Source organism: Streptomyces sp. NBC_00620 (genome assembly GCF_026341825.1).
GTDB lineage: Bacteria > Actinomycetota > Actinomycetes > Streptomycetales > Streptomycetaceae > Streptomyces.
In genome coordinates, this window is record NZ_JAPENY010000003.1 from 1695492 (window position 1) to 1719822 (window position 24331).

The 24331-nt window shown below is 70.4% G+C and carries 20 protein-coding genes; 10 read left to right on the top strand and 10 right to left on the bottom strand.

Translation table 11 applies throughout. The features are described 5' to 3' along the window. Positions 1–6 precede the first annotated feature (6 nt). Both OG246_RS38725 and OG246_RS38730 read left to right on the top strand, forming a co-directional pair. Positions 7–720 carry an FMN-binding protein gene (locus tag OG246_RS38725; RefSeq protein ID WP_266473751.1) on the top strand — a complete coding sequence of 238 codons (714 nt, stop codon included), beginning with the start codon at positions 7–9 and terminating at the stop codon, positions 718–720. Between the two features lies 1 nt (position 721). Continuing rightward, positions 722–1450: an FAD:protein FMN transferase gene (locus OG246_RS38730; protein WP_266473753.1), complete on the top strand. Its 729-nt coding sequence runs from the start codon at positions 722–724 to the stop codon at positions 1448–1450. A 66-nt stretch (positions 1451–1516) separates the two neighbouring features. Here OG246_RS38730 and OG246_RS38735 read toward each other — a convergent pair whose 3' ends face one another. The 4 genes from OG246_RS38735 to OG246_RS38750 form a co-directional block, all read right to left on the bottom strand. Beyond that, positions 1517–4156, bottom strand: coding sequence for an immunoglobulin domain-containing protein (locus OG246_RS38735; RefSeq protein ID WP_266473754.1), 2640 nt, complete (start codon positions 4154–4156; stop codon positions 1517–1519). A gap of 88 nt (positions 4157–4244) precedes the next feature. Further along, positions 4245–4784 carry a hypothetical protein gene (locus OG246_RS38740; protein WP_266473756.1) on the bottom strand — a complete coding sequence of 180 codons (540 nt, stop codon included), beginning with the start codon at positions 4782–4784 and terminating at the stop codon, positions 4245–4247. 197 nt (positions 4785–4981) lie between these two features. Further along, positions 4982–5953: an HtaA domain-containing protein gene (locus tag OG246_RS38745; protein WP_266473757.1), complete on the bottom strand. Its 972-nt coding sequence runs from the start codon at positions 5951–5953 to the stop codon at positions 4982–4984. A gap of 50 nt (positions 5954–6003) precedes the next feature. Next, entirely contained in the window at positions 6004–6804 is an 801-nt protein-coding gene (locus OG246_RS38750; protein WP_266473758.1) for a hypothetical protein, read from the bottom strand. Between the two features lie 92 nt (positions 6805–6896). On the opposite strand from OG246_RS38750, the gene OG246_RS38755 reads away from it, so the two are divergent. From OG246_RS38755 to OG246_RS38770, 4 genes are all read left to right on the top strand, one after another. Next, positions 6897–7952: a hemin ABC transporter substrate-binding protein gene (locus OG246_RS38755; RefSeq protein WP_266473760.1), complete on the top strand. Its 1056-nt coding sequence runs from the start codon at positions 6897–6899 to the stop codon at positions 7950–7952. Between the two features lie 218 nt (positions 7953–8170). Continuing rightward, a complete protein-coding gene (locus OG246_RS38760) occupies positions 8171–8845 on the top strand; it encodes a heme oxygenase (biliverdin-producing) (protein ID WP_266473762.1) in 675 nt (224 codons plus the stop codon). Positions 8846–9156: 311 nt separating this feature from the next. Then, positions 9157–10152, top strand: a complete 996-nt coding sequence (locus tag OG246_RS38765) for an iron ABC transporter permease (RefSeq protein ID WP_323178381.1) — start codon at positions 9157–9159, stop codon at positions 10150–10152. Then, entirely contained in the window at positions 10149–10982 is an 834-nt protein-coding gene (locus OG246_RS38770; RefSeq protein ID WP_266473763.1) for a heme ABC transporter ATP-binding protein, read from the top strand. The genes OG246_RS38765 and OG246_RS38770 overlap by 4 nt, the downstream gene beginning before the upstream one ends. 55 nt (positions 10983–11037) lie before the next feature. Here the strand turns inward: OG246_RS38770 and OG246_RS38775 are convergent, their stop codons facing one another. Next, positions 11038–11577 (bottom strand): hypothetical protein, encoded by a 540-nt coding sequence (locus OG246_RS38775; RefSeq protein WP_266473765.1) that lies wholly within the window; start codon positions 11575–11577, stop codon positions 11038–11040. Between the two features lie 310 nt (positions 11578–11887). Between OG246_RS38775 and OG246_RS38780 the strand changes: the two genes are divergently transcribed. The 3 genes from OG246_RS38780 to OG246_RS38790 are packed head-to-tail and all read left to right on the top strand — an operon-like array spanning position 11888 to position 17693. Beyond that, positions 11888–13375 carry a family 43 glycosylhydrolase gene (locus OG246_RS38780; protein WP_266473766.1) on the top strand — a complete coding sequence of 496 codons (1488 nt, stop codon included), beginning with the start codon at positions 11888–11890 and terminating at the stop codon, positions 13373–13375. Between the two features lie 29 nt (positions 13376–13404). Continuing rightward, positions 13405–14850, top strand: a complete 1446-nt coding sequence (locus OG246_RS38785; RefSeq protein WP_266473768.1) for a family 43 glycosylhydrolase — start codon at positions 13405–13407, stop codon at positions 14848–14850. A 38-nt stretch (positions 14851–14888) separates the two neighbouring features. Further along, a complete protein-coding gene (locus OG246_RS38790; protein ID WP_266473769.1) occupies positions 14889–17693 on the top strand; it encodes a beta-L-arabinofuranosidase domain-containing protein in 2805 nt (934 codons plus the stop codon). 8 nt (positions 17694–17701) lie between these two features. On the opposite strand, the gene OG246_RS38795 is transcribed toward OG246_RS38790, so the two are convergent. After that, positions 17702–18328: a GNAT family N-acetyltransferase gene (locus OG246_RS38795; RefSeq protein WP_266473771.1), complete on the bottom strand. Its 627-nt coding sequence runs from the start codon at positions 18326–18328 to the stop codon at positions 17702–17704. An 83-nt stretch (positions 18329–18411) separates the two neighbouring features. Then, the gene (locus OG246_RS38800; RefSeq protein ID WP_266473773.1) at positions 18412–19431 is read right to left on the bottom strand and encodes a DUF2278 family protein; all 1020 of its coding nucleotides are present in this window, start codon (positions 19429–19431) and stop codon (positions 18412–18414) included. A gap of 125 nt (positions 19432–19556) precedes the next feature. Between OG246_RS38800 and OG246_RS38805 the strand changes: the two genes are divergently transcribed. Beyond that, a complete protein-coding gene (locus tag OG246_RS38805; RefSeq protein WP_266473775.1) occupies positions 19557–19997 on the top strand; it encodes an SRPBCC family protein in 441 nt (146 codons plus the stop codon). Between the two features lie 98 nt (positions 19998–20095). Here the strand turns inward: OG246_RS38805 and OG246_RS38810 are convergent, their stop codons facing one another. The 3 genes from OG246_RS38810 to OG246_RS38820 all read right to left on the bottom strand — a co-directional run bounded on the left by OG246_RS38810 (position 20096) and on the right by OG246_RS38820 (position 24186). Continuing rightward, positions 20096–21265: a glycoside hydrolase family 6 protein gene (locus OG246_RS38810; protein WP_266473776.1), complete on the bottom strand. Its 1170-nt coding sequence runs from the start codon at positions 21263–21265 to the stop codon at positions 20096–20098. Between the two features lie 225 nt (positions 21266–21490). Beyond that, entirely contained in the window at positions 21491–22657 is a 1167-nt protein-coding gene (locus OG246_RS38815) for an XdhC/CoxI family protein (RefSeq protein ID WP_266473778.1), read from the bottom strand. Positions 22658–22728: 71 nt separating this feature from the next. Beyond that, a complete protein-coding gene (locus tag OG246_RS38820) occupies positions 22729–24186 on the bottom strand; it encodes an NCS2 family permease (protein ID WP_266473780.1) in 1458 nt (485 codons plus the stop codon). Positions 24187–24331 lie beyond the last annotated feature (145 nt).

Sequence of the window (24331 nt, forward strand, 5' to 3'; positions counted from 1 at the left end):
AACACAGTGAAGCGAGTACTGCCTGTCGTCGCCCTGTCCGCCTTGGGCCTGATCACGGTGTGGCGCTACGAACCGTCGGCCGATACGTCGTCCGCCGCCACGACGGTCACCGAGCCCGCCTCGACGCCGTCCGCCTCCTCGGGTTCCTCGGGCACCTCGACCGTGGTCGCGGGCTCGACCGTCGCCACCGAGAAGGGCGACGTCCAGGTCGAGGTCACCTTCGAAGGCGACACGATCGCCTCCGTACGAATGCTCACCCAGCCCAACCACCCGCAGACCACCGCCGCCGTACCCAAGCTCATCCAGGAAACCCTGGAGGCACAGAGCGCCGACATCGACACGGTCTCCGGCGCCACCATCACCAGCGACGGCTACAGGGAGTCCCTCCAGGCCGCCATCGACGCGAAGCCGGAGACCGCCACGGCCTCCCCCTCAGCGTCCGCCTCCTCGGAGGCCGCGTCCGAGACCGTCGCGGGCTCCACCGTCGCCACCGAGAAGGGTGACGTGCAGGTCGAGGTCACCTTCGAGGGCGACACGATCGCCTCGGTGCGGATGCTCACCCAGCCGAACCACCCGCAGACCACCGCCGCCGTACCCAAGCTGATCCAGGAAACCCTGGAGGCGCAGAGCGCCGACATCGACAACGTGTCTGGTGCCACCATCACCAGCGACGGGTACAAGGAATCGCTCCAGGCCGCCATCGACGCGAAGGGCGCCTGAAGTGCGGCGGGTTGAGCATGTGATGGGGTTCCCGGTGTCGCTCCGGATCGACGACGGGGACGGGGACGCCCAGGAGGAGGCCGCGGACGCGGTGTTCGCATGGCTGCGTGAGGTCGACGCGCGGTTCAGCCCGTTCAAGCCCGACAGCGAGGTGTCCCGCCTCGACCGGGGCGAGCTGGCAGCCCACGAGCTCAGCCCCGACCTGGTCGAGGTCCTCGACCTGTGCGAGGACTACCGGGTCGCGACCCTCGGCGCCTTCCAGGTGCGGCTGCCGGGCCGCGGTCTCGATCCCTGCGCGATGGTGAAGGGCTGGTCGGTGCAGCGGGCCGCGGATCTGCTGGCGGCGCGCGGGGCGGCGCGGTTCTGCCTGAACGCCGGTGGCGACGTGGCCTCGGTGGGCGGCCCCTGGCGGGTGGGCGTACGCCACCCGGAGCAGGCCGACCGGCTGTGCACGGTGCTGGAGATCAGCGACGGCGCCGTGGCGACCTCCGCGCGGTACGAACGCGGTGACCACATCGTCGACGGCCGCACCGGCCGCCCGGCGACCGGGCTGCTCAGCATGACCGTCGTGGCCCCGTCCCTGACCGAGGCGGACGCGACGGCGACCGCGGCGTTCGCGATGGGCGCGGAGGGCATCGAGTGGGCCGCCGCGCGGGAGGGCTGCGAGGTCTTCGCGGTCGACACCGAGCACCGGGTCTTCCGTACTCCGGGGCTGCCCGTCGCCGCGTGACGGTCGCTTGTTCTACGTGAACGAGGGCTCCCCGCAGTGTGCGGGGAGCCCTCGTTGTCGTACGGCTTACGGGGTGTCCGTGCCCCTCACCTGTGCGCGCCGGTAGACGAACCAGCCGCCTGCCGTGAGCAGCGCGGCCAGCGCCGCCACGCTCAGGACGGTGACACCGGTGGAGGCGAGGCTGCCGCCGGTGGTGGTGGTCGTCGTCCCGCTGGAGGTGGATCCGCCCGTGGTGGAACCGGAGCTCGAACCGCCGGTGCTGCTGGTACCGCCGGACGTCGTGCTTCCGCCGGTGCTGCCCCCGTCCGTACCGCCGGTGTCGCCGTCGTCGGTGCCGACGGGGTCCTGGCCGACGAAGGCGACGGGCACCTTGACGTCCTGGGAGCGGTCGCCGGAGAGGGTGTGGTCGGCGCGGGTGGCCAGGACGCAGGTCACCTCGAAGCAGTCGGTGTACTCGTCCTTGGCGTCGACGGTGAGCTCGACCTCGAAGGTGCCGTCCTCGCCGTACGGGATCGCCAACTCCTCGCCGTAGTCCGGCGGGTTGGAGCTGATCCACGCGGAGGAGTGGGAGGCGCCGGTCATGTCGACGCCGCCGATGCACGGGGTGGGCAGTTCGCCGTCGCCGTTGTCGACGCACAGGGCGACGTAGATGCCCTTCTCCTCGTCGTAGCCGGAGCCCTTGACCTTCAGGGTCTGGTCCTCTGTGGCGAGGTTGTTGACCGGGGTGACGGTGAGCTTCTGGCCTTCGGAGCCGGTGACGGTCTTGGTGCCGGAGGGTTCGGTTTCCTCGCCGCCGTCGTCGCCTCCGGTGGTGGTGCCGCCGTCGCCGCTTGCCTCCGTGACGGTCAGCGTGATCGGTGAAGTGCGGGTGGTGCCCACGGAGTTCTTGAACTCGGCGCGGTACTCGTAGTCGTCGTGCGCCGCCTTCGCGGTGAAGGTGTACGCGTTCTGCGTCGCGCCCTCGATCGCGGACCAGGTCTGGCCGCCGTCCGAGCTGACCTGCCAGCTCACGGTCGGCTCCGGGGTGCCCTCGGCCGCCGCGACGAACGTGACCTCGTCGCTGGGGGCGGCGGACCGGTCGGTGGGCGACTGGACGACCTTGGGGGACATCCGGAGGTCGAGCTTGACGACCTTGCTCTCCGCGGCCCTGGTGAGGTAGACGGACGTGGCGCCGGGGGTGACGGCGACGCCCGCGTAGACGCCGACCCTGACGCTGCCCGGGAGGGCCACCGCGGCGGCCGCCGGCTGGAAGGTCGCGCTGTCGAGGATCTGGAGGGATCCGGTGTTGTCCGTGGTGCCGTCGGAGACGTCCTCGCTCAGCACGAAGGCGCGTCCGGTGGTCTTGTCGAAGGCCACCGCCATGGCCCGGTCCGCACCCGTCAAGGTGGTCAGCAGCTTGGCGTCCTTGTCGAAGACGAGCACCGAAGTGCCGTTGCCCACCCAGACGTTGCCGGTGGCCGGGTCCGGCTCGACGAAGGTGAGGACGTCGGCGGTGAGTTCGGCCGTGGCGGTGACGTCGAAGGTGGCGGTGTCGACGCGGCGCAGTACCGGCTTGCCCTCGGCGGTGCCGACGGACCAGGCGGCGCCGTGGGCGGCGTCCACACCGAGTTCGGTTCCGCCTTCAAGAGTGGCGGTGTCCTTGACGGTGCCGGTGGCGATCTCGACGCGGCGCAACTCGGGTCCAGCCGCGACCAGGACGGTGGAGGTGTCGGCGTCCTGGCCGATGCCGGTGAAGGTCGCGCCGGTGAACCAGACGCCCTGTGCGACGGTGTCGCCGTCCTTGGCGGTGCCTATGCCGCGCAGCGGGTAGTGGAAGACCACTCCGTCGCCGGCGAGCGGGGCGGCGATCCGGCGGACCACGCGGTTGGCCATCGCGCCGTTCAGGCCGGGGGCCTGCTCGATGTGACTGAGGACCTTGCCGTCCTTCGGGTCCAGGACGTACAGGCCCTGCTCGGCCACGTCCGCGGTGTCGGGGATGTTGTCCGAACCGACGTACAGCTTCCCGGAGTCGGGGTGCAGCAGCAGGTCGAGGGGGCGTCCCGCGGTGGTGTACTCCGCCGACTGGACGTAGCTGACGGTGCCCGCCGGGACGTCCACGCCGTCGCCGTCGTCTCCGTCACCGGGGTCCTGGCCCTCGAAGGTGATCGGGATGCGGACGTCCTGGGAGCGGTCGCCGGAGCCGTTGTGGTCGACACGGGTGACGACCGAGCAGGCGACCTGGAGGCAGTCGAGGCCGCTGTCCTTGGCCTTGACGCCCAGCTCGACATCGAAGGTGCCGCCCTCGCCCCACCGGATCGCGACCCCGCCCGCGCCCTCGTCCGAGGCGTCCCTGGGGATGATCCAGATCGAGGAGCCGCTGCCCCCGGTCTGGTCGGCGCCGCCGAGGCAGGGGGTGGGAACGCGGTTGTCGCCGTTGTCCTTGCACACGGCGACGTAGATGCCCTTGTCCTCGTCGTAGCCGGAGCCGGTGACGCGGAGTTCCTCGCCGTCCGGGTCCAGGTTGGCGGAGGCGGAGACAGTGAGCTTCTGGCCGTCCTTGCCGAGAGCTGTCTTCGGGGTGTCGGCGGCCTGGGCGGCCGAGCCGACGGTGACGGCCACGGCTCCGGCAGCCACCAGGGCGACGGCTCCCAGGAGCGCCGCGGAGCGTCTGAAGCGGGGTCTGGTCCTGTCGTCCCGCCGCTGCCGGTCGGGGCTGTCGTCTGTCATGAAGGGTTCCTCGGGTGACGGATGATCACTGGGTGGAACGGGCCGGCCGGAAGGGCCGGCCCGCGTGACCGGTCGCGCTTACGAGCGCTTAGTTGAAGGTGACCGGGATGTGCACGTCGTACTTGCGGTCGCCGCTGTCGAAGTGGTCGGCGCGCGTGACGATGGCGCAGTCGACGTCCTGGCCGCAGACGCTGCCGTCGTCGAGGGTGGCCTGGACGTAGATCTGCACGCTGAAGGTGCCGCCGGTGCCGAACTTGGAGCTGTTGGCGAACAGGCCGCCGAAGATGTTGTTGATCCAGTGCGAGGCGCCGGTGGCGCCGGTCTCGTCCTGACCGCCGAGGCAGGGGGTGGGCTTGTTCGCGCCCGCGGCGCCGTCGACGACACAGAGGCCGACGTAGATGCCCTGGCTCGTGTTGTAGCCGGAGCCCGTGACGGTGACGACCTGGCCCGCGCCGGCGACCGTGTTCGGTGCGGTCAGCGACAGGTTGTAGGTGGTGGTTCCGTCGACGACCGTGCGGGTCGAGGTGGCGGCGGAGGCCGAGGTGGCCAGGCCGAGGGTCAGCGCGGCGGAGGCGACGACGGCGAGACCCGCGCGGGCGGCGGTACGGGCGGACGGAACAACTCTCATGGGGAAGAGCACCTTTCTCGGTGTCAGGAAAGCCGGACGGGCCGCGAACCCATCCGTAACTTAGGTAAGGCATACCTAAATATGAATTTCTGTCAGTTGTCAACGGAAGGCAAAGAAATCCCAACTACCAATAAAGAGAAGGGAGTTGGGCATGCCTCGGAGCGGACCCGCCGGGTCCGCTCCTTGTCGGCGTTGAATCAGCCCGCGGCCCGCACCAGGAACTGCGCGACGGCGCTGCGCGCCCCGGTCACGGTGTACAGCTCGACCGTGTGCGCACCCTCGACCGCGGAGGCGTACACCGGGAACGTCCGGGAGACCCGGCCCTCGGCGTCGGCCACCGTCTGGTATCGGGTGTCCTCATCGATCGCGACAAGGACCACCTCGCCCGGCTCGAACCCCTCACCCGTGACGCCCTGTTCGGCGCCCGCGGTCAGATCGGCGAGGGCCACCGCCGCCGAGGGCACAGCCCCGTCGGCCGCCTGCTCCGGCGCCGTGTGCTGTTCGTCCGGGGCGGTGGCGCCCGGCGACGCCTGCGGCGCCTCGTCGGGCTGCGCGGGTTTCTCGGACGCACCGCCCGTGGACCCCGTTCCCACGGTCACGTCGAGTGTGCCGAGACCGTCCCCCGCCGCGAACCGCTGCCCGCTCCAGGTGGACAGCAGCCGCGCACCCTCGTCCGTGAGGGACGCCCGCAGGCCGGTCCAGGTCACCCCGCCATCGCGTACGGCGGGTTCGGCGCCGTCCGACCGTACGCCGGCCAGGGCGACGTCCCGCTCCTGGCCGTCGAGTTCGGTCCGTACGTACAGCGCACCGCCGCCGTCCTCGATGCTCAACCGCAGGCCGTCGAGGAGCAGGGTCCCGGCCGCGTCCGCGGACCCGGTGAGGCGGGCGGTGCCGCCGAGGTCGATGTCCGCGTCGCCGGTTCCGGGGTCCGTTCCGCCGCCGGTGGCGGGGAACCAGGTCAGGTCCGCGGACCCTCGTACGGCGGGCGCGACGGCGTCCAGCGACACTCCGTGACCCGACAGGGCCGCGGAGGCCGTCGCCCAGCCCACATAGCCTCCGGACACCTCGCGCGGGAACGCGTCCCCGTCCTGCGCCGCCGCCATGCCCGGGCAGAGCAGCGCGAACAGGGCGCTGCCCGCCAGGACTACCGCACTGGGTCTTTTCCTCACCTTGAAACCCCTCCTCAACATCCGAGCCCCCGCTGGAATGTGACGCTTCGTCAGCCTGTGCTCGCGTCGCCCGGTTGCCCGGCACGGCGCCGACGCGCCCAGAACCAGGTCCCGGCTCCGACCGCGACAAGGCCGGCCGCGGTGAGTCCGAGCGGTACGGCGAGATCGGCACCCGTACTGGCCATCGAGCCGTCCGAGGAGCTCGTCGAACTCCCGGTACCGGCCGTGCCGCTGGTCGTCGAGCCCGGTCCGGCGGTCGCGGTCGCGGACGGTTCGGCCGACGCCGTGTCACCGCTGTCGCTGCTCGCGCCGCCGCCGAAGGTCACCGGAATCCGGACCGTCTGGCTCTGATCCCCGCCGCGCGTGTGGTCGTTGCGGGTGATGACGGAACAGGTCACGCCGGACTTGGTGCAGTCGGTGTTCGCATCCTTGGCGCGCACCTTGATCTGCACGCTGAACGAGCCCTTGTGCGCGCTGCCCGTGTAGGGCTTGGCCAGGCCCTCGCCGTACGACGGCGGATTGGAGGAGACCCAGACCGAGGCCCCGGAGTCGCCGGTCATGTCCACCCCCCCGACGCAGGGCGTGGGCGTCTTGCCCGCTCCGTTGTCCACGCAGAAGGCGACGTAGATGCCCTTCTCCGTGTTGTAGCCGGAGCCGGACACGGTCACCGTCTCGCCCGCTTCGGCGAGGCCCGAGGCCTTGGAGACGGAGAGTTTCTGGCCCTCGGGTCCCGTCGCCGAGGCACCCGCGGCGAACGCCGGCGAAGCCGCCGGAAGCACCAGGACGACCGTGGTCGCGGCCACTGCGGACCACGCAAACCGCCTGCCGCGCAGGCCACTTGCGAATTTCATGTCTACACCCCCACCACGAGTTCCTAAGGTAAACCTAACCTAAGCTATTGATCAACTGTGCGATACCGACGGGCGACCCGAAAGGCCGAGCGATGCACATGTCCGGAAGACCCCATCAGCCCCCGCGGCACCGAGGCCCAGCCGCCCTGGCCCTGACCCTGGCCCTCGCGCTGCTCACCGGCGCCTGCGCGGGCAACTCCGGCTCCTCGGGGGCGGATCCGTCCCCGGCCTCCGCGAGCGAGCGCGCCGCGGCGGCCGAGAAGCAGCTCGCGAAGAACACCGTCGTACCCCTCGAAGGCAAGGCGCCCGTACCCGAGTTGCCCGTCACCGTCGACTCCTCCGACGGGCGCGAAGTCACCGTCGAGGACGCCTCCCGCATCCTGCCCCTCAACGGCGGTGTGGCGGAGATCGCCTTCACCCTCGGGCTCGGCGACCGGGTCGTGGGACGCGACATCACCGCGACGTTCGAGGAGGCGAAGAAGCTCCCGCAGGTCACCAAGGCACACGACGTCAGCGCGGAGAGCGTGCTCTCCCTGCACCCCACCGTGGTGCTCGCCGACACCGACACCGGCCCGAAGGAAGCGATCGACCAGATCCGCGACGCCGGCGTCCCCGTCGTCGTCCTCGACCCGGCCACCGAACTGGCCGACGTCGCGACCCGGACCACCCGCATCGCCGAGGCCCTCGGCGTTCCCGCGGCGGGCAAGGCCCTCAACTCCCGCATCGGCAAGGAACTCGCGGCGGCCCGGGCGGTCGTCCCCGAGGGCAGCCGGCCCAAGGTCGCCTTCCTGTACATGCGCGGCAGCGCGGCCGTCTACCTCATGGGTGGCAAGGGGTCGGGCGCGGACTCGCTGATCGAGGCGGCGGGCGCGGTGGACGCGGGTGTCGACGCAGGCCTGAACAGGCCCTTCACCCCCCTCACCGGCGAAGCCCTCGTCAAGGCGCAGCCCGACGTGATCCTGATGATGACCAAGGGCCTGGAGTCGGTCGGAGGAGTCGACGGGCTTTTCGACGTCCCCGGCATCAAGGAGACCCCGGCCGGGCTGGACCGGCGGATCGTGACCCTGGAGGACGGGGTTCTGCTGAGCTACGGGCCGCGCACCCCCCTGGTCATCGACATCCTCGTCGACCGCCTCCATCGCACGTGAGCCCGTGACCCGCGTATCGCCACCGGGGGCCCGGAGTTCCCGACCCGCGTACCGCCACGAGAGGCCCGGAGTTCCCGACAGCCTGTCGGGAACAGATTGACTTAGGTAAGCCTAAGTAGGAGGATCTGAGCTGTCGGCGCGGCTCTTCGCGACCGCTGCCCACTCCCTCCCCATCCTTCGTCCCCTTTCATTCCCTTTTCGTGCGCCTGGAGGCCCTCGTGAATGCCCGTGCCGTCACCGCCGACGCGACTCCGTTCTCGGTGCTGATCCGCACCGCGTCGCACGACCAGCACACCGAGGCGGAGAACTCCGGGTTCATGAGCGACCTGCTCGGCGGCAGGCTCGGCCTCGACGCGTACGCGCGCTACACCGAGCAGCTGTGGTTCGTGTACCGGGCGCTGGAGGCCTCGGCCGAGGCGCTGGCGGGCGACGCGGTGGCCGGGCCCTTCATCCGGCCCGAGCTGTTCCGGGTGGCGGAGATCGAGCGCGACCTCGCGCATCTGCGGGGTGCCGACTGGCGCGAGACGGTCAGCGCGCTGCCGTCGACGCAGACGTACGCGGCGCGGGTCGAGGAGTGCGCGCGCACGTGGACCGCCGGGTATGTCGCGCACCACTACACCCGGTACCTCGGCGATCTGTCGGGTGGCCAGATCATCCGCGGTACGGCGGAGAAGACCTGGGGCTTCGCACGCAAGGGCGACGGGGTCCGCTTCTACGTCTTCGAGGGCGTCGGCAACCCGGCGGAGTTCAAGCGGGGCTACCGCGCGCTGCTCGACGCGATCGCGGTGGACGACCTGGAGAAGCAGCGCGTCATCGAGGAGTGCAACCGGGCCTTCGCCCTCAACGGGGCGGTATTCCGGGAGCTGGGCGAGGAGTTCAGGCCCGCCGCCTGAGTGCGCGCGGGCCTGCCCGGCCGAGGGACATGACGCCGGCCGACGGGGTCGACGGACCGGTGAACCGCTGGGCGGGCTCCGGTCCGGCCGGTACGGCCCGCGCACCGGCCAGGTGCCGAACTCCCCCGTCGATCAGTGAACAGCTCCAGCCAGGAGGCGAAGTGACCGCCCTCGACAGCCCCGCACAGTCCGGCGAAGCCGCCGGGCCCGGGCCCGGGCCCAAGACCGAAGCCGGGCCGAGCGCGCCCGGGATCGAGCCCGCACCCATCGACCGGCGCAGACGCGGCGCCGCCTGGCTGCTCACCGTGGGCATGATCGCCGCCCTCGTCGCCCTCGTCCTGGCCTCCGGCGCCCTCGGCGCCTACCCCATCCCGACCGGCGACGTCCTCGGCTCGATCCAGCACAGGATCGGGCTCGGCGGAACCTCCCTGGACCGGGTCGCCGAGTCGGTCCTGTGGAACGTCCGTTTCCCCCGCATCGTCCTCGCGCTGCTCGTCGGCGCCTCGCTCGGCTGCGCGGGCGCGCTCATGCAGGGTGTCTTCGGCAATCCGCTCGCCGAACCCGGCGTCATCGGCATCTCCTCCGGCGCGGCGGTCGGCGCCGTCTGCTGCATCTCGCTGGGCCTGAACTTCTTCGGCAACTGGACCGTCTCCGCCTGCGCGTTCGTCGCGGGACTCGCCACCGTCCTGCTCGTGTACGGGATGTCCCGCTCCGGGGGCCGCAGCGAGGTCGTCACGCTGATCCTGACCGGCATCGCCGTGAACGCCTTCGCGGGCGCGATGATCGGCCTGTTCATCTTCTTCGCGGACACCGCCGCCGTGAACCAGATCGCCTTCTGGCAGCTCGGCTCCCTCTCCCAGGCCACCTGGCCCAAGGTCCTCGCCGTCCTGCCGTGCGCCCTCGTGGGCCTGGCCGCCGCCCCGTTGTACGCCCGCCGCCTGGACCTGCTCTCGCTCGGTGAACGCCCGGCCCGCCACCTGGGCGTGGACGTCGAACGGCTGCGTCTCGTCCTCGTCCTGGTGATCGCGCTCCTGACGGCCGCCGCCGTCGCGGTCTCCGGGATCATCAGCTTCGTCGGCCTGGTCGTCCCGCACCTGCTGCGCATGGCCGCGGGCCCCGGACACCGCTTCCTCATCGCGGGCAGCGCGCTCGGCGGAGCGGTCGTCCTGCTCGCCGGGGACCTGGCCGCCCGCACCCTGGCCGCACCCGCCGAACTCCCGCTCGGCGTCCTCACCGCGTTCCTCGGCAGTCCCGTCTTCTTCTGGCTGCTGCGCCGCACCCGCCGTACGCAAGGAGGCTGGGCATGAGATCCCTCTTCGCCGCCACCCGCCACCGTTCGCTTCCCGAGCCCTACGAGCCCGGAAGCACCGTCGCCGAGGCACGCGGTCTCCATGTGCGACTCGGCTCCCGCGAAGTCCTGACCGGCATCGACCTCACCGTCCGGACGGGCGAGGTGCTGGCCCTCGTCGGCCCCAACGGCGCCGGCAAGTCCACGCTCCTCGCCGCCCTCGCCGCCGACCTGGCACCGGATGCGGGCGAGGTGCGGATCTGCGGCCGTGACGCCCGTACCTGGCCGCCGGCCGAACTGGCCCTGCGCCGCGCGGTGCTGCCCCAGTCGGCCGCCCTCGCCTTCCCGTTCCCGGTCGAGGAGGTCGTACGGATGGGCCGGGCCCCGTGGGCCGGCACACCGCGCGAGGAGGACGACGACGCCGCCGTCGCCCGCGCCCTTGCCGCCACCGAGACGACCGGCTTCGCCGCCCGTTCCTTCTCCGCGCTCTCCGGTGGCGAGCGGGCCCGGGTCGCCCTGGCGCGCGTACTCGCCCAGCGGACGCCGCTGCTCCTCCTGGATGAGCCCACCGCCGCCCTCGACCTTCGCCACCAGGAACTCGTCCTGCGTGTCTGCCGGGAGCGGGCCGCGGCCGGCGACGCCGTCGTGGTCGTCCTGCACGATCTGGGCCTGGCCGCCGCGTACGCCGACCGCGTCGCCGTCCTCCACGACGGCCGCACCGCCGCCGACGGACCGCCCGCCGACGTCTTCGAGGCCGGGCTCCTCACCCGTGTCTACCGCCAGCCCGTCGAGGTCCTGCCCCACCCGCGCACCGGCGCACCGCTCGTGCTGCCCGACCGTTCCGTTTGAGCCCCGGTACCGCACAGGCCGGGCCCCCGTCGAGGGGGCCCGGCCTTCGTTGTGCTTACTGGAAGTCGATCGGGACGTGGACGTCGTAGTTGCGGTCGTTGGTGTCCGTGTGGTCGGCGCGGGTGACGATGGCGCAGTCGACGTCCTGGCCGCAGACGCTGCCGTTGTCGAGGGTGGCCTTGACGTAGATCGTGGCGGTGAAGGTGCCGCCGGTGCCGAAGGTGGAGCTGCTGGGGAGCGAGCCGCCGCCGGCGTTGGACACCCAGTAGGAGGCGCCGGTCGTGCCGGTCTCGTCCTGGCCGCCGAGGCACGGGGTGGGCTTGGCCTCACCGGGGTCGCCCGTGACCACGCACAGGCCGACATAGATGCCCTGGCTCGTGTTGTACCCGGAGCCCGTTACGGTTACGACCTGGCCCGCCGCGGCGGCCGAATCCGGTGCGGTCAGCGACAGGTTGTAGGTGGTGGTTCCGTCGACGATCGTGCGGGTCGAGGTGGCGGCGGAGGCCGAGGTGGCCAGGCCGAGGGTCAGCGCGGCGGAGGCGACGACGGCGAGACCCGCGCGGGCGGCGGTACGGGCGGACGGAACAACTCTCATGGGGAAGAGCACCTTTCACGGCGTCAGGAAAAGCCGGACGGGCCGGTCGGTCGACTCACCACGTCCGTCCGAACTTAGGTAAGGCATACCTAACAACACCCGTGCCTCAACTGTCAACAATTGGCAAAGTGACTCCAACTCGCCCCGCACGCAACGGGAGTTACGACAAACACCCACAAGCACCTTGAGTCGAACCGGAATCGAAACACGTCAGAAGCGTTGACGTGCCCCTGCCCGAAACTTATCTTCTGGTCGGACACCCGCACAGCGTTCGTAATCCCGAACAACTGGCCGTCAAAGGGGACTTGCCGTGTTCCGTATCCGTCACTGGTTCGCCCTGGGCGCCGTACTCCTGGCCCTGCTCGTGTCACCGGTCACCGCCCAGCCCGCCGCCGCGGCCGCCGGCCAGCCGTATACCAACCCGGTCAAGGCGCAGAAGGGCGCCGACCCCTGGCTGGAGTACTACAACGGCAACTACTACCTGGTGACCACCTCGTTCACCAACGAGCTGACCATGCGCAAGTCCCCGACGCTCGCCGGCCTTGCCACCGCGCCCAGCGTCCAGGTGTGGTCGGACACCACCGCAGGGCGCAACGCGAACTTCTGGGCACCGGAGATCCACTTCCTCAACGGCAAGTGGTACCTGTACTACTCGGCCGCGCCGAGCGGAGTCGCCTGCTGCGACTCCCAGCGCACGCACGTCCTGGAGAGCGCGGGCACCGACCCGATGGGCCCGTACACGTACAAGAACACCCTCACAGGGTCCAATCTGAACCCCGGGGGCTGGCTGATCGACGCCAGCGTGCTCGAACACGGGGGCAGCCTCTACCTGGTGGGCAGCGGTTCGGCCAACGGCAGCGCGCAGAGCCTGGTCATCGCCCCGATGAGCAACCCGTACACGCTGAGCAGTTCCACGTTCACGGTCATCTCCAGTCCCACGCTGAGCTGGGAGACGTCCGGCGCGCCGGTCAACGAGGGCCCCGAGCCGCTGTATCACGGCGGCAGGACCTTCCTGACCTTCTCCGCGAGCTACTGCCAGACCGCCGACTACAAACTGGGGCAGCTGGAACTGACGGGCAGCAACCCGCTCTCCGCCGCGTCCTGGACGAAGAAGCAGACGCCGGTCTTCCAGCGCAACGACGCGGCCGGGGTCTACGGTCCTGGCCACAACGGGTTCTTCACCTCACCGGACGGCACCGAGAACTGGCTCGTCTACCACGCCAACAGCTCGGCGAGCGGCGGCTGCGGCAACGGACGCACCACCCGGGCACAGAAGTTCACCTGGAACGCGGACGGCACCCCCAACTTCGGCACCCCGGTGGCGACCGGCACCACCCTCCCCGGTCCTGCCGGGGAAACGGCGACCACACCGACCGCGTACACCCTGGTGAACCGCAACAGCGGCAAGTGCCTTGACGTCGCGGGCGGCAACACGGCCGACGGCACCAACATCTTCCAGTGGACGTGCAGCGGCGGCGCCAACCAGAAGTGGCGGATCGAGGACCTCGGCAACGACACCAGCCGCCTGGTCAACGTGGCCACCGGCAAGGTCGCGGACACCGCCGACTGCTCCACCGCCGACGGCGCGGACATCCGGCAGTGGTCCTGGCTCAACAACAACTGCCAGAAGTTCAGGCTCGTTTACACCGGCGGCGACTACGTCCGGATCGTCAACGCCAACAGCGGCAAGGTCGCCGACGTAGCCGACTGCTCCACGGCCGACGGCGCCGACGTACGCCAGTGGACCTGGCTCAACAACAACTGCCAGCAGTGGCGCCTCCAGCCCACTACCGCCTGACCGCCACCGACCCAGGAGTGAGTACCCCCATGAGCCGTCCCAGCCGCCGAGTGGTGCTGACGGGCCTCGCCGCCCTGGCCCTCACCGCCACCGTCACCCCCGCCCACGCAGCCGCCCCGGCCTCCCCCGCCGTGACCTTCACCAACCCGGTCGCCGAACAGCGCGCCGACCCGCACATCTTCAAACACACCGACGGCTACTACTACTTCACCGCGACCGTCCCCGCGTACGACAGGATCGTGCTGCGCCGCGCCACCACGCTCCAGGGTCTGTCCACGGCCGCCGAGACGACCATCTGGACCAAGCACAGCAGTGGCGAGATGGGCGCCCACATCTGGGCACCGGAGATCCACTTCATCGACGGCAAGTGGTACGTCTACTTCGCCGCCGGCGCCACCAACGACATCTGGAAGATCCGGCCGTACGTCCTCGAGTCGAGCTCCGCCAATCCGCTGACCGGCACCTGGACCGAAAAGGGCCGTATCGCGCTGCCGTTGGACACCTTCTCGCTCGACGCCACGACCTTCGTCGTGAACGGGACCCGCTATCTGAGCTGGGCGCAGAACGACCCGGCGGTCGGCGACGGCACCAACCTCTACCTCGCGAGGATGTCCAACCCCTGGACGATCAGCGGCAGTCCGGTCATGATCTCCCGGCCCACCAACGCCTGGGAGACGATCGGCCACACGGTCAACGAAGGGCCGTCGGTCATCCAGCGGAACGGCAAGGTCTTCATGACCTTCTCGGCCAGCGCCACCGACAGCAACTACTGCCTCGGCCTGTTGACCGCCTCCGCGACGGCCGACCTGATGAACGCGGCCTCCTGGACCAAGACGCCGACCCCGGTCTTCACCAGCAACGCGGCCACCGGCCAGTACGGGCCCGGCCACAACACCTTCACCACGTCCGAGGACGGCAAGAGCGACGTCCTCGTCTACCACGACCGCAACTACAAGGACATCACCGGCGACCCGCTCAACGACCCCAACCGGCGCACCCGTTACCAGAAGCTGTACTGGAACGCCGACGGCACACCGAACTTCGGCATCCCGGTCGCCGACGGCCTCACCCCGGTCCGCTTCTCGTCCTACAACTACCCGGGCCGCTTCATCCGCCACTGGGAGTTCCGCGCCAGGCTCGAAGCGAACGTCACCAACCTCGCCGACTCGCAGTTCCGGGTGGTGACCGGGCTCGCGGGCAGCGGCACGGTCTCGCTCGAATCGGCGAACTTCCCCGGCTACTACCTCCGCCACAAGAACTACGAGCTGTGGGTGGAGAAGAACGACGGCACCGCCACCTTCCTGGCCGACGCCTCCTTCCAGCGGCGTGCGGGTCTCGCGGACACCACGGCGGGCGTCTCGTTCGAGTCGTACAACTTCCCCGGCCGGTACGTCCGGCACTACGCCAACCTCATCCAGCTCCAGGTGGTGAGCACCGCGCTGGACCGGCAGGACGCGACCTTCTACGCCGAGTAGCCCGGCCAGACCCCAAGACGCGCAGAGACGAGGAACACATGGCCCCCCACCTCTCCAGACGGTTCCTGCTCCAGAGCGCGGCACTGGCCGCGGCGGCACCCGCCTTGGCCTACGCCGCGTCCGGCCGGGCCGCTGCCGCCACCCTGCCCGCGCCTGCTGCCTGGACACTCCGGCCGTTCGAGCTCAAGGACGTCAAGCTCGGCCAGGGCGTCTTCGCCGCCAAGCGGCAGTTGATGCTCGACCACGGCCGCGGGTACGACGTGGACCGGCTGCTCCAGGTCTTCCGCGCCAACGCGGGGCTCTCCACCCGGGGCGCGGTGGCCCCCGGTGGCTGGGAGGGCCTGGACGGGGAGGCCAACGGCAACCTCCGGGGCCACTACACCGGCCACTTCCTGACGATGCTCGCCCAGGCCTACGGCACCACCGGCGAGCAGGTGTACGCCGACAAAGTCCGCGCCATGGTCGGGGCGTTGACCGAGGTTCGGGCGGCGCTGCGGATTGCCCCGGCAGTGCTCAGCGTCTCCGGGAGGTTCGGCACGGGCGCGGAGAACGTCCGGGGCTCCTACCAGTACGTCGATCTGCCGGCCGCCGTGCTCGGCGGGGCCTCGGCGATCACCCTGTCGGCCTGGGTGAAGCCCACCCACAACGCCAACTGGACCCGGGTCTTCGACTTCGGCAACGACACCACGCGCTATATGTACTTGGCCGCCCGCAACGCGACCGGCGTGCCGCGCTTCGCGATCACCACCGGCGGCGCGGGCGGCGAGCAGGGCCTCAACGGCACCGCCGCGCTGCCGCTGAACCAGTGGAGCCATCTAGCGGTGACACTCTCGGGCTCCACCGGAGCGCTCTACGTCAACGGCACGCCCGTAGCGCAGAACACGTCAATGACCCTCAGCCCGGCGGCACTTGGCACCCTCGCGAACAACTGGCTCGGCCGCTCGAACTACCCCGCCGACCCGGTGTTCGCGGGCGCGTACGACGAGTTCAACATCTGGTCGCGGGCGCTGACCGCCGCCGAGATCACCGCACTGCAGACCTCCTCGGCCGCCTCCTCACCCGTGGGCCGGGGCAACCTCGCCTCGTACGCCTTCGACGAGACCACCGGCGGCAACTTCGCGGACGCCTCCGGCCGCGGCCTGACCGCCACCCTGCGCCGCACCTGGGGCGGGCCGAGCCACCCCGGGTTCCTCGCGGCGTACCCGGAGACGCAGTTCATCGCGCTGGAGTCGATGACCAGCGGCGACTACACGAAGGTGTGGGCGCCCTACTACACCGCGCACAAGATCCTGCGCGGCCTCCTTGACGCCTACCTCCACGTCGACGACGCCCGCGCCCTCGACCTCGCCTCCGGCCTGTGCGACTGGATGTACTCGCGGCTCTCCAAGCTGCCCGACGCCACCCTGCAACGCATGTGGGGCATCTTCTCCAGCGGAGAGTTCGGCGGCATCGTCGAGGCGATCTGCGATCTGCACTCCCTCACCGGCAAGGCCGAACACCTCGCGCTGGCCCGCCTGTTCGACCTCGACAAACTCATCGACGCCTGCGCCGCGAACACCGACACCCTCGACGGACTGCACGCCAACCAGCACATCCCGATCTTCACCGGACTGCTGCGGCTGTACGACGCGACGGGCGAGCAGCGCTACCTGAGCGCCGCGAAGAACTTCTGGGGCATGGTCGTACCGGTGCGGATGTACGGCATCGGCGGGACCAGCACCGCCGAGTTCTGGAAGGCCCGTGGGGTCGTCGCGGGGACGATCAGCGACACCAACGCCGAGAGCTGCTGCGCGTACAACCTGCTCAAGCTCAGCCGGATGCTGTTCTTCCACGAGCAGGACCCGAAGTACATGGACTACTACGAACGGGCCCTCTACAACCAGGTGTTGGGCTCCAAGCAGGACAAGGCCGATGCGGAGAAGCCGCTCGTCACGTACTTCATCGGTCTCACCCCCGGCCATGTCCGGGACTACACCCCGAAGCAGGGGACGACCTGCTGCGAGGGCACGGGCATGGAGAGCGCCACCAAGTACCAGGACTCGGTGTACTTCAAGGCGGCGGACGGGGGCGCGCTGTACGTCAACCTGTACAGCCCGACCACCCTCAACTGGTCCGAGAAGGGCGTCACCGTCACGCAGACCACCGACTACCCCCGCGAGCAGGGTTCCACGATCACCATCGGGGGCGGCAGCGCGGCCTTCGCCCTGCGTCTGCGGGTGCCGTCGTGGGCGACCGCCGGCTTCCGCGTGACGGTCAACGGCGGTGCGGTGAGCGGGACTCCGGTCGCCGGGAGCTACTTCACCGTCTCCCGGACCTGGCGCGGCGGCGACGTCGTACGCGTCTCGGTCCCCTTCCGGCTGCGGGTGGAGAAGGCCCTCGACGACCCGTCGCTCCAGGCCTTGTTCTTCGGACCGGTCAACCTGGTGGCGCGCAACGCGGGCACGAGCTACCTGCCGTTCGGGCTCTACCGCAACGCCGCTCTCTCAGGCGACCTGCTGCCCACCCTCACCCCGGTGACCGGCAAGCCCCTCCATTACACCCTCGACGGCACCGAGTTCGCCCCGTTCTCCGAGGGGACGGAGGACCCGACGCACGCCTACTTCCGACGGACCGAGCCGCGACTCGTCTTCGGCAACACCGACTCGGGCGTCGCCAACCCGACCGGGGCGAACGGCACCACTCTCCTCGACGAGATCTGGGCCGGGGCTCCGTTCAGCGGCAAGAGCGCGCTGGTCTCGCGGGTGCAGACCGTCGTGAACTCGTGGGTGTCCGCGGGTCTTCTCAGCGCCGCCGATGGGCAGCGGGTGGTGAGCACGGCGCAGAACGCGTCGTACGCGGCCTGAACGTGTTGTCAGGAGAAGTCGACTCGCATGACGACGCGCCGCGGGCTGGGCTTGCTCACCTGCGCGAACCCGGCGTCGGCGAACACATCACGGCTGCCGACGTGGAGTTCGCCCCAGGTGATCTCCTTGCCGGGCTGGGTGATCATCGTGTATGCCTCGAGCGCGCGAGCGCCACGGTCGCGGGCGAAGGCGATGGTGGCACGGGCGAGCCCGTAGGTGATGCCGCGCTTGCGGTAGCCCTTGCGGACGACGAGGCAGGTGACGGCCCAGACACTGTCGTCCGTCTTGTCCTCGTCACGTCCGGTCCACGGAGTTCGCGTACGCAGCAGGCGCGGGTAGGCGGTGCGCGGCTCGACCGCACACCAGCCGACCGGTTCGTCGCCGAGGTAGGCGACGAGACCGCTGGTCGAGCGGGCCTTCGGGTTGTCACAGGAGGTCTGCTCACGCAGCCGGTCGGCGCGCTCGCCGTCGGAGACCGTGTTCCACAGGGATTCGCGCATCTTGTAGCGCTGGCAGTTGCACTTGCCCGCGTCGGTGGTGCCGAAGACCGCCCGCAGGTCGTCCCAGGACGCCTTGTTGGCCGGGACGATGGTGAGTTGGTCGGGCGTGACGGGCTGGGACGTGTGGGACGTCATCGCGGGCTCCTTGCGGCCGAGGTGATCTGTCGAGGTGATCTGTCGGAGGGACGCCGCCGACAGGCCCCGGCCGCCGAGCCAGGCTAGAACACGATGGTCCAGCCCTCCCGCCCGGACTGCTCGGCCGTGTACGAGACGCCGTGCACCTTCAGGCCGTCGGCGCCCAGCAGGGTGATCTGGCCGCCGCGGTTGCCGAGTTGGACCTCGCCCGTGACGGGGACCAACAGGCTTGCTCCGGCGGCGAGTTGACCGGCGGGGACCGGGCAGCGGTGGTCCAGGCGGTCGGTGAGGTGCCAGCCGGTGAGGTCGACGGTGTCCGGGGAGGCGTTGATGAGTGTCACGGTCTCCGGCTCGGGGGCCGGGCCCCGGGGGTTCACGAGCGCCGCCACGATGCGTACCGGCCGGTCGCCGGGCTCGGGGCGGGGGCCGCCGTCATCCGGGGCCGGGACCAGGGCGTGGCCCGTGATGTCGTCCGTGTGCCAGGACTGGCTCTGGAAGGCGAGGAAGACGGCGACCCAGCGCGACTGGCCGGGGAAGTGGATCAGCAGCCCGCCGTCCTGCCAGACCCCGTCGTCGCCCTTGAAGCGGGGGCTGTTGCCCTGGTTCATATGGATGTCGTGCACGCCGTTTCCGGGCAGGAACCCGAAGATCTTGTCCCGGACGGCGGGCTCGGGGCCCCAGCGCTCGCCGAAGACGTACATCCGGGCGGCCGGGTCGGCCACCGCGCGCTGGACGTAGTGGTCGAGCAGGTCGGCCAGGTCGTTGTCGGGGCCCTCCGCGTCCGGCGGCAGGGACCGCAGCTGCGCCGGGTCGAAGAGGTTCCCGCGTACGAAGTCGAAGTTGGCGCCGCCGGGTCCGTGCGGCAGCGTGTTCCAGCCGGACCCCAGGCCCTCCAACTGCGCCGTGACCGGGTGCTGGAAGTCGTCGCTCACCAGATAGAGCAGCTCGGACGGCCGCTCCTGCGACTTCACGTTGACCGATGCCCGGTAGTGCACTCCCTGATCGTCCGTCAGGTGGATCTGGTAGTGCGGAGTGTCGGACGAACCCTCGCGGCGGGTGTCGACCGCCCGTGTGATGAGTACGCCGTAGGTCTTCAGTGGCATGGCGACCAACTCCCCCTGGGGGCGGGCACTTTGCTCGCCCTATGAGGAAATGGTAGGGGGATCGCGCCCGATTTCAGGTGGTTGGGTGAGAATTCATGTCTCGTTCGACTGCCTACGATCGGCCCGTGGCCTTCTTCCTGCTGGAGCGCGAGTCTCCGTATCCCGTCGACCGGAGCTGGCACCGGCTCACCGAGTGGCAGCGGCACGCCGATGTGGTCCCGCTGACCCGCATCAGAGTGGTCACACCGCCGCCGACCCATCGGGGCACCGTGTTCGTGGCGCGGTCGGGTGTGGGCCCCTTGGCGTTCGACGACCCGATGGAGGTGGTCGTCTGGCAGCCGCCGGGACACGACGGGCCGGGCATGTGCCGGCTGGAGAAGCGCGGCTCGTTCGTGACGGGGTGGGCCGAGATCGAGGTGCATCCGGCGGACGGCGGGGGTTCGCGGGTGGTCTGGCGGGAGGACATCAGGGTGCGGTTGCTGCCCGGGTTCCTCGACCGGGGGCTGGCCTGGGCGGGGCGATGGATGTTCGGGCGGGCGGTGGAGGGGTTGCTGCAGGGGGACTGACGCGAATGGGAACGGCAGCGGAGGGAGTGACGGGGATGGGCGGTCGCACGCAGGTTGGCACCCGCCGGGCCGCTCCACCCCCTGAACGCCCCTGAACGTCAGCCCAGAATCGGCGGTTTGGCGAACCGTACGAGTTCCAGGGCCTGTTCGGGGAACCAGTCCCCCGCGTCGGGATCGACCATCCCGCGCTCCGGGTCCTCGGGGCCCGGAGTGCCGCGCAGGCACAGCCCGTCCGACTCGCCCGGTGTCTTGATCCACAGCCTGGCGTCCTGCAAGGGGTCGCCGGTGCGCAGGGTCGGTCGGGCACCCAGGCCGCGGTTCGGTGGGTTGCACCAGTCCTGCGGGTCCGGGTACTTGCCGACGGGCGGCGTCCAGGGGCCCTGACCGTTGCGGCTGGAGTCCGTGACGAAGTGCTTCATCCGGGACGCAGGCACGTGGACGTGCGTGTCGAGCCAGGCCTGTGCGTCGGCCCGCGGCCACCACTGGTGCGGGCACTCGGCGACGTCGCCACCTCCGTCGACGTACGCGAGGCACGACGAGATCAGCTTGCCGTACCAGGAGTTGGCGTCGTCGGTGTTGTAGTTCGAGGCGTTGGTGTAGAAGCCGGAGGCGTGCGCGATGCCGCCCCTGATCAGGCGCGGCACGATGGAGTTGACGGTGTGCCAGCCGGGGTGCCCGGTGTCGAGGTACACGCGCGTTCCGCGCAGCGGCTCCAGCACGGACACCGCGTAGTTGACCTCGACGTACCGGGCCGCGGTCTTCGTGCCCTGCGCGTCGTCCTGGCCGCAGTCCGCGGGCAGCAGGGCGAGGGCGTCGGGTTCGAGGGTGACGAGGGCATCGCGGCCGCCGATCCCACGCGCCACCGCGTCGATCCACTCCTTGTACTCCGCCGTGTTGGAGGCCCCGCCCCCCGAGTAGTTGGAACAGTCGCGTCCTGGGATGTTGTAGAGCGCGAACACCGGGATCGCGCCCTCCCGGTCCGCGTCCCGCGTCACCCCCCGGATCAGCCGCTCCACCTGGGCCGGCGTCTGGTCGCCGTACCAGACGGCCTGCGGGGTGTTCACCATGGCCACGATGCCCGCGGCGTCCAGGAACTGGCCCGCTCGGGCGAGGTCCAACGCCTGCCGGTAGGCAGCCGGGTTGGCGTCGGGGACGTACAGGGAGGGGCCGCGTTCGAGGGAGTCCGCGGCCTGCGCCTGAGATGGTGTGACGAAGAGGGCCGCCAGCCCGAACGACAGGGCGGCGAGCCATGTTGAGGTACGTCTCATGTGGGTTCACTCCTGGATCGCAACGGTCACGAGGGACTTGCGGGAGCGCTCCCACAGGAGCGTCGTCGAGGGACATGCCCGCGTCAATACGTCGGGCTCGGGATTACTTCGTACGACTGATGCGACCGAGTCGGCCTATGCGGCTATGCGGCTATGCGGCTATGCGGCTATGCGAATGATGGACCCGCCGCGTCCCAGCGAGCGAGCCCCTCAGCCGTACGCACCTCAGGCCACCGACCCGATCCGCCCCACCGACGCCGACTCGGACACCGACGACGCCGCGTCATGGTGAATCGGCGTGTGCGCCCCGGTGAGCGCGACCCCGCTCCCCCCGCGCCGGTTGGCCACGATCTCCGAGGCGATGGACAACGCCGTCTCCTCGGGCGTACGGGCGCCCAGGTCCAGCCCGATCGGCGACCTGAGCCGCGTCAACTCCAGCTCGGTCACGCCGACTTCGCGCAGGCGCTCGTTCCGGTCAAGGTGGGTCCGGCGGGATCCCATCGCGCCCACGTAGGCCACCGGGAGCTTCAGCGCGAGCTGGAGCAGCGGGACGTCGAACTTGGCGTCGTGGGTCAGTACGCACAGCACCGTGCGGGAGTCGACCTCCGTGCGGGCCAGGTACTTGTGCGGCCATTCGACGACGATCTCGTCGGCGTCCGGGAAGCGGGCGGCCGTCGCGAAGACGGGGCGGGCGTCGCAGACCGTCACGTTGTAGCCGAGGAACTTGCCGATGCGGACCAGCGCCGAAGCGAAGTCGATCGCGCCGAAGACGATCATGCGGGGCGGCGGGACCGACGACTCCACCAGAACCGTGAGCGGTGCTCCGCAACGAGAGCCCTGCTCTCCGATCTCCACGGTGCCGGTACGGCCCGCGTCCAGGAAGGCTCCCGCCTCCCCCACCACGGTCCGGTCCAGCTCGGGATGGGCGCCGAAGCCGCCCTCGTACGAGCCGTCGGGACGGACGACGAGGGCGCGCCCCAGCAGCTCGGCCGGGCCGCTCACGATCCGGGCGACCGCGGCCGCCTCCCCGTCCGCCGCGGCGGCCAGCGCGGCGGCGAGCACCGGCCGGGCGTGGTCGCCGGAGCGGACCGGGGTGACCAGGATGTCGATGATGCCGCCGCAGGTCAGCCCCACCGCGAACGCGTCGTCATCGCTGTAGCCGAAGCGTTCGAGGGCCGACTCCCCGTCCTCCAGGGCCTGTTGGCACAGTTCGTAGACCGCGCCCTCCACGCAGCCGCCGGAGACCGAGCCGATCGCCGTGCCGTCGGAGTCGACGGCGAGGGCGGCGCCCGGCTGGCGGGGCGCGCTGCCGCCGACGGCCACCACGGTGGCCACGGCGAAGTCGCGCCCCTGCTCGACCCACCGGTGCAGCTCTTCGGCGATGTCCAGCATGTCTCGGTCTCCTTCGACGACGTAGCAGCGGTTGCGTGGAGGGGTCCAACAGGGCGTTCCGGAAGGGCGTGTCAGTGCACGCCCATCCAGCTCTCGATCGGGTTGAGGGCGAAGAAGACGAAGAAGATCACCGTCAGGCCCCACATGAACGCCCCGATCTCCCGGGCCTTGCCCTGGGCGACCTTGATGGCGACGTAGCTGATGACTCCGGCCGCGACACCCGCGGTGATGGAGTACGTGAACGGCATGATCACGACGGTCAGGAAGACCGGGATCGCGGTGGCGCGGTCGGCCCAGTCCACGTGCCGGGCGTTCATCATCATCATGGCGCCGATGACCACCAGGGCCGCCGCCGCGACCTCACCCGGGACGATCGCGGTGAGCGGCGTGAAGAACAGGCAGGCCGCGAAGAACAGACCGGTGATCACGGAGGACAGGCCCGTGCGGGCGCCCTCCCCGACGCCCGTCGCCGACTCGACGAAGACCGTCTGGCCCGAGGCACCGGCCACCCCGCCGACCGCTCCGCCCGCGCCGTCGATGAACAGCGCCTTGGACAGACCCGGCATCCGGCCCTGCGCGTCGGCCAGCTTGGCCTCCGTGCCGACGCCGATGATCGTGGCCATCGCGTCGAAGAACCCGGCGAGCACCAGCGTGAAGACGATCATGCCGACCGTCATCGCGCCGACCTCGCCCCAGCCGCCGAACTCGACGTCTCCGAAGAGCGAGAAGTCCGGCATCGAGACCGCGCTGCCGTGCAGTTCGGGGGCGCCGCTCGCCCACTGCTTGGGGTCGATGACATCGAGGGCGTTCAGTACGACGGCCAGTACGGTGCCCGCGACGATGCCGATCAGGATCGCGCCGGGGACGGCCCGGGCCTGCAGCATGAAGATCAGGAGCAGTGTCGCGGCGAAGAGCAGCACGGGCCAGCCGGCGAGTTCGCCGTTCGGGCCGAGGGAGACCGGGGTCGCCTCGCCCTGGTGGACGAAGCCGGCTTTCACCAGGCCGATCAGCGCGACGAACAGGCCGATGCCCATGGTGATCGCGTGCTTCAGCGCCAGCGGGATCGCATTCATGATCATCTCGCGCAGTCCGGTGACGACCAGAAGCATGATGACGACGCCGTACATGACGCACATGCCCATGGCCTGCGGCCAGGTCATCTGCGGGGCGACCTGCGAGGAGAGCACGCCGGACACGGAGAGTCCGGCGGCGAGGGCGAGCGGCACCTTGCCGAAGAAGCCCATGAGGAGTGTGCTGAAGGCCGCCGCGAACGCGGTCGCGGTGATCAGCGCCTGCTGGCCGAGCGTGTTCCCCGCCGCGTCCTTGCCGGACAGGATCAGCGGGTTGAGCAGCAGGATGTACGCCATCGCCATGAAGGTGGTGGTGCCGCCGCGCACCTCACGCGCGACGGAGCTTCCCCGCTTGGATATGTGGAAGTACCGGTCGAGCCAGGACCGTCCGGCCGGGACGCGGCTACCCGCACCCGCGTCATCGGCGACGGTCTTCGGCTCCAGAGACTGCTGGGTCATGTGGGCCTGCTCCCAAGGTTCAAAGGGACACCCGCTCGGCAGCCGCCCTGACGGCTGCTCAACCACCTCGGTGGCTACGGGTTTTGGGAAGGTTCTTCGGCCGCACGACCCGGGGGACGGCCCGAGACGAACGTTGCTTTGATAC